The organism is Enterococcus sp. C74, assembly GCF_040887125.1.
GTDB lineage: Bacteria > Bacillota > Bacilli > Lactobacillales > Enterococcaceae > Enterococcus_B > Enterococcus_B hirae.
In genome coordinates, this window is record NZ_JBFOFA010000010.1 from 66,199 (window position 1) to 76,805 (window position 10,607).

General features: G+C 34.6%; 12 protein-coding genes. All 12 read right to left on the reverse strand.

Annotated features, from left to right (window positions below):
- Window position 1: 1 nt before the first annotated feature.
- Complete coding sequence (locus AB3H93_RS12285; protein ID WP_081115414.1) at window positions 2-2,071, reverse strand: isopeptide-forming domain-containing fimbrial protein; 2,070 nt, start codon at window positions 2,069-2,071, stop codon at window positions 2-4.
- Entirely contained in the window at window positions 2,068-2,328 is a 261-nt protein-coding gene (locus tag AB3H93_RS12290) for a hypothetical protein (protein WP_081115415.1), read from the reverse strand. Before AB3H93_RS12290 ends, AB3H93_RS12285 begins: the two co-directional genes overlap by 4 nt.
- Window positions 2,329-2,340: 12 nt before the next feature.
- A complete protein-coding gene (locus tag AB3H93_RS12295) occupies window positions 2,341-3,102 on the reverse strand; it encodes a pilin N-terminal domain-containing protein (RefSeq protein WP_081115416.1) in 762 nt (253 codons plus the stop codon).
- Window positions 3,103-3,117: 15 nt separating this feature from the next.
- Window positions 3,118-3,870, reverse strand: a complete 753-nt coding sequence (locus AB3H93_RS12300) for a class C sortase (protein ID WP_002293487.1) — start codon at window positions 3,868-3,870, stop codon at window positions 3,118-3,120.
- A 14-nt stretch (window positions 3,871-3,884) separates the two neighbouring features.
- Window positions 3,885-5,861, reverse strand: a complete 1,977-nt coding sequence (locus tag AB3H93_RS12305; RefSeq protein ID WP_081115418.1) for a SpaA isopeptide-forming pilin-related protein — start codon at window positions 5,859-5,861, stop codon at window positions 3,885-3,887.
- Between the two features lie 52 nt (window positions 5,862-5,913).
- Window positions 5,914-6,585 carry a class A sortase gene (locus AB3H93_RS12310; protein WP_081115419.1) on the reverse strand — a complete coding sequence of 224 codons (672 nt, stop codon included), beginning with the start codon at window positions 6,583-6,585 and terminating at the stop codon, window positions 5,914-5,916.
- An 85-nt stretch (window positions 6,586-6,670) separates the two neighbouring features.
- Window positions 6,671-6,910 carry a hypothetical protein gene (locus AB3H93_RS12315; protein ID WP_002358968.1) on the reverse strand — a complete coding sequence of 80 codons (240 nt, stop codon included), beginning with the start codon at window positions 6,908-6,910 and terminating at the stop codon, window positions 6,671-6,673.
- Between the two features lie 87 nt (window positions 6,911-6,997).
- The gene (locus AB3H93_RS12320) at window positions 6,998-7,213 is read right to left on the reverse strand and encodes a hypothetical protein (protein ID WP_081115420.1); all 216 of its coding nucleotides are present in this window, start codon (window positions 7,211-7,213) and stop codon (window positions 6,998-7,000) included.
- 181 nt (window positions 7,214-7,394) lie between these two features.
- Complete coding sequence (locus AB3H93_RS12325) at window positions 7,395-7,649, reverse strand: hypothetical protein (protein ID WP_081115421.1); 255 nt, start codon at window positions 7,647-7,649, stop codon at window positions 7,395-7,397.
- 48 nt (window positions 7,650-7,697) lie between these two features.
- Window positions 7,698-7,868, reverse strand: a complete 171-nt coding sequence (locus tag AB3H93_RS12330; protein WP_172896466.1) for a hypothetical protein — start codon at window positions 7,866-7,868, stop codon at window positions 7,698-7,700.
- Window positions 7,869-8,458: 590 nt separating this feature from the next.
- Window positions 8,459-8,791: a type IV conjugative transfer system protein TraE gene (gene traE, locus AB3H93_RS12335; RefSeq protein ID WP_081115422.1), complete on the reverse strand. Its 333-nt coding sequence runs from the start codon at window positions 8,789-8,791 to the stop codon at window positions 8,459-8,461.
- Between the two features lie 836 nt (window positions 8,792-9,627).
- A partial coding sequence (locus AB3H93_RS12340) for a replication initiator protein A (protein ID WP_368020634.1) occupies window positions 9,628-10,607 on the reverse strand: 980 nt, incomplete at its 5' end.

Sequence of the window (10,607 nt, forward strand, 5' to 3'; positions counted from 1 at the left end):
CTTAATTGATCTTAAGAATTACATAACTAAAAGTAGCTAACACAAGTAATAGTAAGCTGACCACTAAAGTTGTTACTAAATGTGTAGAACCTGTTTTAGGAACAATGACTTGTGGCAAGTTAGGATCAACACCAATTGTCACTACATTCGTTTTATTTGAAACATTATCTACTGCTACTACGGCTTGGTTATCAATATTTTTTTCTGATTGTAATGGGGTTTTAGCTGTAAATATCAGCTGAATTTCTCGTCCATCTAAAAGATTATTACTTAAGAAGTCAGCGGAAGCTTCCCACTTCAGCGTTCTTGAATTGCTATCATAGGTTAGTGTGCCTTCAGACGTAATATCTTTTCCTGTACTCTTATCGATCACTTGCGCAGAACCTTCTTTATACGACAAACGAGCTTCAATTGGATCTTGAATACTAAATTGCTTGTAGTGTTCTGACGCAGAGTCTACGCCTTTTGTGTGCCATTTTTGTGTGACTAGATATTGTACTTCAGAGCCCGCGCTTAAAGGAGCTGTCGGCGTACCCTTCTTACCGTCATTTCGTCCGTTTACATCCTTTCCATTTTGTTGTACTTCTTTCACTGGAATTTTAGGGAAATAAACGGTAATAATATTTGTATCCTTTTCTACTTTATTAATGATCGACGTTCCCTGATTTTTGGCTACATTATTTTGATTGGCCAACTCATTGACTTTTACATTGATCACTAATTCGTAAGTTTCGCCGTTATACTTCATTCGATTTTTTAATGTATCAGCTTTCGCTACATATTTTACCTGGTGCTTAGATTTGTCATATGTTACTTCACCAGATACATCGAATTTTTTATTTGATCCACATTCTACGTGTGCATCGATGTAATCTACTTCTTTAGGCAAATTATCGATCAGTTCAAATCGATCATAAACCGCCAGCAAATCTACTCCTAAACGGTTTACCTTTTGTTTGATTCGATATTGAATCGTATCTCCTTCTTGTAAAACCTTATTATTAACGTCGTTCCCATCTTTATTGACACCAGTTTTTTCAGGTTGATCAGGAACAACACTAAAAAGAGTTGCAGATGATAAACTTGACCATGTAGCAAAATTTCCACCTACAACAAATAAAGGATTCGATCCTTTTATTCGAAAAGATACTGTCGCTTGGTTGAACTTTTCACTTCCTAATTCATCATAATGATCATTCCAATAAAGACCTTTATCAAATGGAGCCTTGTTATTTCCACCAACTACAGTCAAATTATTGTAATAGGATTTCTGTTCAGTTAACACGGTATCTTTCGTTACATACCAATCAGAATTATTCATGCCATGATAGTAAGCGTATTCCCCTCTTTGAGTATTATTTGAATTCTTCGCAATTGGATTCAAAGAATTGAAGCTAATAAACGTATCTCCATCAAATATTACTGGTGATCCATCATCATGTGTAACTACTAGTTGTACGTTCATTTGTGAGGCATGATAATGAAACCCACTATATAGATTATCTGAAATATAGAATAGTAGTCTTTTTTTGCTTTTACTAATTGAACTATTCGCATTATTAAAAGCTGCTTTGTAAGGATCACCTAAAGTGGCAAAAGGAAATTCATCAGATAATAGTTTAATATCAGAAAAAACAAGCTTTACATTAACTTTTTCTCCTTTATAGGTTGCAATTTTTCCGTAATCTGCTTCAATTCGAGTTTTTGAGGTCACATTATCAATAATTAATGAAGTTTGTCCATAATTCTTTTGAAAAGAAGGATAACGCGTGTTTAGAGCAATATTATTATCGGTTAAATAGTTGATATTCCCCCAAGCACTGCCCTGATTTGCTGCTAAATGCTTTTTCTGAACAGATCCTGAATCATAGACTTTGATTGTGGCGTTAGCATTCGGTACATCTTTTGGAATAATAAAATTATTCTTTACGTTCTGGATTGGATTTGACGGATCGACAATAACTTTTTCAGCAAAGACATTGGTTGTTTTTAATCCAAACAATGTACCTAACATCATCATTATGGGAAAAACATATTTTAACCGTCTTGTCCACGAGTGTTTAAAATTCATCCCTTCATCCCCTCTTTTTTGTAAATAACTAGTGAAATTCCGACTACAATGATCAAATTGGCCGTAATAAATAATGGATTCCTAATGAGTTTTTCCATAATATCTAGCGGCATAGAAGCAGCTGGTATGCTGAAAATCCTCATTAGGTATGGTTGGTACCTTGGTAAAATAGATAGTTGAGAAAATAATAAACCCCAGTATAAAAAGACTGCGATTAAACAAGAAAGATTGAATAATAATAATTTGAACCATTTCATCTTATTTCTTCCTTAATTTCTAGAAAACAAGTGAGTAACAAAATCCCAACAATGCTCAAAGAAGTTTTTCTTTACGCCAGTAGAAACGATTTTTTTCACTTCTTCTTTAGGTTGCGAAGCTTCTGATTTAGGATAAATCCACACATCCTTTAAAAATTCACCGTCTTTATCAGAAACAGGTGTTAAAAGCAAAATATCCTCGCTATTAGAAATATTTTCAGGACTTGATCCATTGACAATATAATAAGCTTGTTTCTGATTTGCCTGTACTTCTACCGAGAATTCAAAGACACCTGTTTGTTGATCAATTGTCTTTGTTTCTCCATTAGAAACTAGCTTCAATTGATCACTGGATAGTTTTTTCACTCGATCTTTTAATTGGGATTCAATTTGGTCAGTAGTGAGATCCTTAACATCCATCTTTTGTAAAATGTCCGATACATCATAAACAGAAAATTTCGCGCCATTTACTCCTTCTTGTTTTTCAAGCTTTTGCCCCTGGTTGTCTAATTGTTCGGAAGAAATAATTTTTTGAACGTGAATAGTCTGTTTGACTATTTGATCGTCTTCAGCAATTTTCGGTTCTTCTGAAGAATCAACTGTTGACGAATCGACGGTTTCATCGCTACTTTGAATCGTGCTGCTATCTGACGTTTGCATCGTTTGTTCTGTGTTATCCGTGCTTTCTTGACTGTCTGCAAACATCAACTGTGTGTAGGCAGTGAAAGAAAGAAGAGCGGCTGCACAAACAAATAGCCATTTTCTATTTTTCATGTTGGTTACCCTCCTTTATTTTTTCTTTTTATAAACAAATAGCGAACCAATGATCATGACTGAAAGAAAAACAGTACTTCCTAAAAGCCATTTCCAAGATAATTTTTGTTTCTTATTTTCTTCATCTTTTAATTCCGATTTTGTAAAGGTTACTCGCTTCCCATACACTAGAAAACGGTGTGTGTTGATCCCCTTAGGCGTACATGTCATTAGCGTTACTCGATCTTCATTGGGATTTGGTTCTAAGTAAGTGACAAAGTTTCTTTGTAGTTCGTCTTTTTGCACTTCCTCAATCCGATCGATTTGATAAGCGTGCTGCTCACCATCAACTTTGATATAAAACTTTTCTCCCTTTTTTACTGAAGGTAAATCATCAAAAAGATTATCTTTATAAAGTCCACTATGACCTGCGATTAAAGGATTTTTACCGTTTCCTCCTGTAATATCACCAGTTCCTTCCGTAATACCTACACCATTTTCTAAAATTTTGTCGGACGTTCCGTCATAAATTGGTAGTTTTAAAGAAATACTTGGAATTGTAAGAATACCAACAGGATCGCCTAACTCAATCTTAGCAACATCCAAAGAAGAATCCGTTTCTGCTGCCGTTCCTGTTCGATCGATTGCGGCAATCTGCTGATTTTGTTGGTATTTCGCCACGCTCGCTTCAGCAGGCATCAAAAGTAAGACACCTACAGCTGAAAGTAACCAGAAAGCAATGATCCATTTACCCATGATTCGCTTTTTCTTAGGCTTCCTGATAATCATTGGTTTTGATCCTTCTAGGCTTTCTTCTTAAAGTAAACAACTGCAGAAAGTGCCCCTGCTCCTAGCAACAAGCAAGAGATTAATACATACGTTTGAAAACCGTTGCTACCGGTCATTGGTACGGAAGCTTTTTGATTGTTTTTGATCGTGATTCGGTTTTCTTCTTTGTATGAATCTTTGTTTACTTTGAAAGAGATCTCTTTCGTTAATTTTTGATAGTTTTCAGGCGCTTTTGTTTCTTCCAGTGAATATTCACCTTCAGTTAAACCAGTGATTTCAAAGTGACCTTCTTTATCTGATTTTAGGATCGCTGCATTTGCTACATCGTCTACCCATACTGCTTCTTTGACACCGTCTTTATCCGTATCAACTAATCCACCATAATATTTTCCTTCTGCGTTTTTAGCAGCAAATTCTGCGCCTTCAAGCGGTGTTGCTTTGATTCCAGTTCCAAATAGTCCGCTATCGACTTTTAAGAATTTTGCACCATAAGTCACAACGTCAGCTTTCGTTTTTTCGTGGTGTTCTTCCTGATTAAATGGATTGTTGTTATAAACGAAATCCACGCTATTTGTTAATGGATTGGCAACAGCTGCGCTGTCATTTACATACATGTTATAAGTCATTTGAAGATCTTGTCCGTGTAAACTTGCTACAGTATCACTTACTTGGCCATTATTCACGATAAAATCGATCACAAAGCCATTTTCTGAATTTTGGATTTTATAATCTGTATTTTCTTTTAATACCACAGATCCATCTTTATTTATTACTTTGATATTTGCTTTAGCAGCGACATAAGAAAGTCCTTGTCCTGCTGTATCCCCCCATTTAAATACACTGTAAGGAGAAGTTTCGCTTTTCACTCCGTTTACTGTGATACCGTCTGCTCCGCCTGCAATGTCTGTTGGGATATGAATCGTTCCTTGATAATTTACTGCGTCACCAATTTGGAAAGAATGTTCTTGTCCTGTTCCATTTGTTACTGTTTTATCGATCACTGGTGCTTTATAGTTTACGTATGAAGCTTTTAAGTCACTTGTCACGCCATCATTCGTAATTTCAAAGGTTAATTTATTGTGCGCATCGTTGCGAGCGTCTGCGCCTAATAAATATTGATCTGCTGTTGGTTCTTTATCTGATCCCACTACAACTTCTGAAGGAACTTCCACAAAATAGTATTTTCCTAACGTCAAATCAGTAGCAGTCAGCTTTCCTTGATCATCCGATACAAGATCTCCTAATTTTGTTCCTTTTCCAGGTTCACCCTTGTATAACTCAAATTTTGCCCCTTTTATAGGTGTTTGTTTGCTTTGAGCTGTGCCATCGTCACCAAATTTCGTTAATTCAAAACTCAACTTAGAAACAATATTTTTAGGATATAAGTGAATGTCTTTTAAAAAACCTGAACCTGTATTATCAGTCATTGGCGCAATCGCAACCATTGGTTTCGCTTTTTGTGTGACTAATCCAGCAGCGGATTTACTTTCATAAACCACATATACATTCCCTTTGGAATTGACATAGGCTGGTTGATCAGCAAAAGTAATCTCACCATTTTCATCTACAGCTGAAGTAATTTTGTTGGTTGCATTCTTGACGTACTCACTGTTAGATCCCTTGTCTTCTACATCTTTAACGATTTCGTCCACTTTCGCGTTGGTTAGATCAGAATCTTCAGTCGGTAATACTTGATTCGTAATATTTCCTAACGTAAACTCAACATCACCATAATCTGCCTTGTTGTATTTCGTTACACCTGTAGGATATTGATCGTGCGTATAACCATCGTTTTTGATCCCGTCAATATCAACATTCAATTGCGTTCCTTGATCGTACATTAATTTATGAACCGTGATATTGACCTTCTCTGGTGGCGTTTTTTGCGTGACATCTTCTGCATGTGCTTGATACCCCTGAAAGCAGCTTGCAATGATTCCTAACATTCCAACAAGCATTCCAGCTTTTTTTACATACCGATTTATTGCCATTTTTTACTCTCCTCATTTCATATTTCAACGACTCGCGTTGATTAAAACCTTGTTATTGTAGCTCTCCCTGTACCACGTATCTTTCTTTTCCTTGTGACGTATAAACACAAGTAAACAACGTTAATAAGGGTTTCTCTCCTTTCTTTGGCAAAGACAAGAAAGAGTTCTCTTCAGGAACGCCATCGATTAATTTAAAGAACTCAGGTACGATAAATTTACGCGTTACCTTGTAACGATAGACGCCATCGTTACTAACTAAGTCCATCACCTCCCCTAATGACAACTTTTGAATATCAGAAAATAAAACACCTGGCATTTCCATGTTATGACCTGCTAGGACATAGTTTCCTTTGCCCATTTCAGCATCTTCATAAAAATAAGTAGCCGCTCCAAGACTCAAAGTGTATTGATTTGCCCCTTTAAAAATTGGCAATGCTAAACCAAGTGCAGGAATCTGAATTTGTGCAAATACTTGTTTATTGACGCCCATTTCGATTGCTTCTTGTTGTATGGACAACATTTGCCCCAAAGACATATCATTATTGACGTTCGTTGCATCCTCCTTATAACTCTTTGCATGTGCATTGATTTGATCTACGGGCATCTTTTTTTCTATATTTTGCTTAAACACCTCTCCTTCATGTTTTTGGTAGCTAACATAGCCAAACACACTGCAAAAGACGATTAAAGCGACTCCTAAAAAACCAAATAACCATTTTCTCATCCAGCTACCCCCTTTCAGACAAAACAAAAAATCTTTTTCTCATTTCCATAGAAAAAGTTTTAAAAATGAATTCTATTAATGAATGTCATGAGACTTCTAACAATAGTTGACAATTAGAACTTGTTTTCACATAAGTTCGTCTCAACTGTTCAAAGTTTTTCATTGAACCTAACAAACAAGCTTTCTCTTTTCCTGTTATCTGCATATCATTGATATATTGCATGACAGATAATCTTTTAAGGTGTTTTTGTTTCATCGTTTTTAGCAACTTTTCTTCCATTTCTTTCGACACTTTTTTTCTGTTTTCGATTTCTTCATAATTCATGAGATTTCTTACCTTCCTTTATTTTTTGTCAAAAGAAAAAAGCCTATGTTAACATACGCCTTTGATTTACTTTAGTTATTATATTTTTCATTTGATTACTGGTCGAACAGGTTTTAACTCTTTAATTCCGTTTTGAATTCTCCAATAGTCGAATTCTTTTCTCAACGTTGATTTTTTCATATTTGTCCCTTCCGCTAGGGATCGAAAAACGTCTCTTGGAGTATAACCTCGAGCTAATAATTGAATGTACTTTCCTTTAGTTAAACTGTCCATACTTATTGGTTCTAAAACTGATTTTGCCATTTCTTACCTCCATTATCCAAAACATTCAATTTACCGTAATAACAAAATTAAATATTATATCTGTAATTAAAGATGCAAAAAACACGATTAAATTCAATAGCAATAAATAAAAAAATGAAGATATGCCTGGAATTCTGTAAGTAATAAGTTAAACATATTTATTCACCTTCATTGATCGTAATCATTGAATCTCATCTTCTTCCATAGAAAGCTTTTTACATAATTTTCCGACACCATATCGTAGTGTTGCTGCCAATATAAGACATATCACTTGGAACATGAACCATTTAAATGCAAATAAGTTTTCATTGAAGAGCAACCCATTCATGAACCAAGCGATAAGTGTGCCATAGAAAGCAGCGAAAGCAAATAAAAATGTAGCGACAGTTAAAGTGTCAAAGACAATCAATAAAAATATTTTAAATACTTTTTTCACATGGTAGTCTCCTTAATTTTTATTTATCATCAGCTGTAAAGTACTCTTTCACTGTTTCGTGTAGTTGCAGCATTCTACTGCATTCATTACCGACAAAATTGCTTCTTTTTCTAAAATCTCTTGTTTGAATTGCTTCGGAGCTAATCGCATGACACTCAAGTCATTTTCAAGCTTTTCAATCCATGCACTTTTACTCATTTTCGCAAATTTTTGAATCATCCCTCTACCACCTTTGCTATCTAATAAATTAGTTTTACTTCATAACGAATATCTTTATCGTTTTTCGTTTACTCAAAAATATATAAAAGAAATCGACTCGTTTATGGCGTCCGAAACGAGAAACCCTAGTAGAAAACGGTAAATGCTCGATTGATCCAAAGATCAACGTCCTCGCAAGTATCTACATGTACTGCAGCACACGACACAATTTCTTGTGCGTCCCCCCCATCACGAGAAGACCTACTCCTTATTCCATGAGTTTGCGTCAAAGCCTAGATCCCTTAGTAGCTGCTCATGATTAATCTAGGCGCTATTCTAACTTGTCTAACTTCTAAATTCCCTCTTGTTTACTCTGCGCATATTATTTACACAAATTCATTTCACCACTATCCAAACAAGTGCATTTACTCGATTGACCAATTTTTTACGTTACCAATCGTAAAAACCTACCCCGTCACTCCCCGAAGGAAATTGTTGATAGATCAAGTCTACTCCTTATTTTTCTAGTGATTCTAAGTTCCTTTAGAAGTCTCGACAATATTTTCAAGCAAGCGAAAAACGATAAAATATAAGTTATGAGAATGACAAATTCAGCTGATCAAACGACCCATCCCTTTTGCGGTACAACGCAAGACTCCATTTTTTTTTCGACCAATTAGTACACCGTTTTGGTCATAAACATGTTTGATTGTTGGATATAGATCTTTTAAAGGAATAGGATCTTTTAAAATTATTTGCTTGCGTTTCCCATTGTAATAAATCATTTCTTCTGAGACTTTGTCTTTCTGGATTATATATTTCTTACACTGCACAACGGTTTTACTTTGACCAGTTGATAGTTTCTTCGTGATTTTTTCTGTAGTGGTACACCGTTTACCGTAGTGACAAATATCTTCGAGACTCAAAATTCCTGTATATGACATAGAATAAACCTTCCACTTTCTTTAAATATTTTTAACTAAGTTTTTCTTGTTATTTTTCAAAAATAGAGAATTGATTTTCGTTCATGACAAACAAAAAAGAGGGAACGCATCCAAACATGCGTTCCCTCTAATTTCAGCGTTCGTCATACGGCAAAGAGCCACACGGATATTTTTATAACATTATGCCTTGACACAATTCATCGTAATATCACGTATTTTTAACCTTAATAAAGCCAAAAAAAGTGGTATCACTTTTGAATATCTGTTATACTAAGTCCGTTGCGGGTAATACCGTAACACTGAAAGGTAAACGCATTAAGGGGTATAGACTTAATGCCACCTGTGGACGTCGACGAAGGTTACCAGCCTTCCGAGTCTCACAGGGCCTTTCTTTTTTTTGTATTTTCAATTATCCAAATTTATCGTCCAAAAGTGCAGAACGAAAATCAATTCATCACAAGCATAGCAGACAATTAAATTTAAAACAACTAAAAATATACAAAAAAGTGTAATTGAATATTAGCAGCACTGCCTGAAAAGAAGTAATATCAGGCTTTTCAGCTTGGGGAAATAAGTGAATTACCTCTCTTCATGAATTATTATAACTCAAAAAAACACATATGCAAACACTAGTTCCCTATTTTTTTGAATGAAAAATAACTAAAATATCTAACGATTATGAATTTAAAACCTACGATTGTGATTATTTTCGCAAACTTTTAATCTTAAAACTCCGGAATAATAACTATTTATTTGTAACATTTGTAATATAATTAAAATTATAAAAAAGTTCTAATTTAAAATTGATCATTTTTATAGTGATCGCTTTTTATCAACTACTCTAACCAATTTTCCGTACTAACTGTTGGTAATTCGTTAAATTTTTCTCTTTGTTCGTTTGCAAGCTTTGCCGCAATAGCTTTTTCAATAAACCAGTTTTTTACATACACAAAAATCAAATTCTGCAAATTCTTTACTTTTTCAATCTTTTGCTTTTGATAAGCTTTTAGTAAAGTCATATACAGCCCTTTTTCAGCATCAATTCCATAAGATTCAAGTTCTTCATAAACGACAATAGTTTTCTCTAATTCCTCGGCTTTTTTCTTTGCATTATGAATAGTTTGAACGGTTTGTTGTGCTTCTTTGAAAGTATTGGAAAATGTTTTTATCAAGTTTAATACTTTTTCTGGTACAAAAGTATTGACGCTATCTTCTTTCATGATATCGACGAAGTTACCTAGTAAAATTTTATTTTGTAATTGGTCTGCTTCAGTGTCTATTAAGTGTCTATTAGTGTCTAAAGAAGAAGAATAGAATAGATTGTCTCCTTTTTTCCCACTTTCGAAAGAAAGCTGATTTAAAGCCTTTTTATTCGAAGGTGGGTTTTTCCCACGTCCAGAAGAATCTTTTAGTTCCAAGTGTTTGTTCGAAGGTGGGTTTTTTCCACTTTCGGGATTGAGTTCTTTTACTTTATTTTTAGTATTAGTATGCACAAAGACGTCTTCTGCTGTAACTTCTAGCTTTCCAAGATATAGTCTATTTGGTAAATTTAACCATTCTCCATTTGGTAGTTTTTTGGGAGGTGTACGTTTCTCGAACAAAAGATTTTTAGATTTCAATTCCTTTTTTATCTTAGATATTTTATTTTCCTTGCAACCTAAAATGTCCATTAACTCCGCACGGGTAAAAATAAAAAAAATTCTGTTTTGCTCATCAATCCAGTTATTCTCAATAGACGCTTCACATCTATCCTGTAACATTGCATAAGCTATTTTTGAATCATTGCTCATGTCTTTATAAAGGGGAGAAGTAAATA

Coding starts and splice junctions, on each gene's coding strand:
- AB3H93_RS12285 (WP_081115414.1), bottom strand. CDS start 2,071: ATGAATTTTAAACACTCGTGGACAAGACGGTTAAAATATGTTTTTCCC.
- AB3H93_RS12330 (WP_172896466.1), bottom strand. CDS start 7,868: ATGATTCAAAAATTTGCGAAAATGAGTAAAAGTGCATGGATTGAAAAG.
- AB3H93_RS12295 (WP_081115416.1), bottom strand. CDS start 3,102: ATGAAAAATAGAAAATGGCTATTTGTTTGTGCAGCCGCTCTTCTTTCT.
- traE (WP_081115422.1), bottom strand. CDS start 8,791: ATGTCATATACAGGAATTTTGAGTCTCGAAGATATTTGTCACTACGGT.
- AB3H93_RS12300 (WP_002293487.1), bottom strand. CDS start 3,870: ATGATTATCAGGAAGCCTAAGAAAAAGCGAATCATGGGTAAATGGATC.
- AB3H93_RS12315 (WP_002358968.1), bottom strand. CDS start 6,910: ATGAATTATGAAGAAATCGAAAACAGAAAAAAAGTGTCGAAAGAAATG.
- AB3H93_RS12305 (WP_081115418.1), bottom strand. CDS start 5,861: ATGGCAATAAATCGGTATGTAAAAAAAGCTGGAATGCTTGTTGGAATG.
- AB3H93_RS12310 (WP_081115419.1), bottom strand. CDS start 6,585: ATGAGAAAATGGTTATTTGGTTTTTTAGGAGTCGCTTTAATCGTCTTT.
- AB3H93_RS12290 (WP_081115415.1), bottom strand. CDS start 2,328: ATGAAATGGTTCAAATTATTATTATTCAATCTTTCTTGTTTAATCGCA.
- AB3H93_RS12320 (WP_081115420.1), bottom strand. CDS start 7,213: ATGGCAAAATCAGTTTTAGAACCAATAAGTATGGACAGTTTAACTAAA.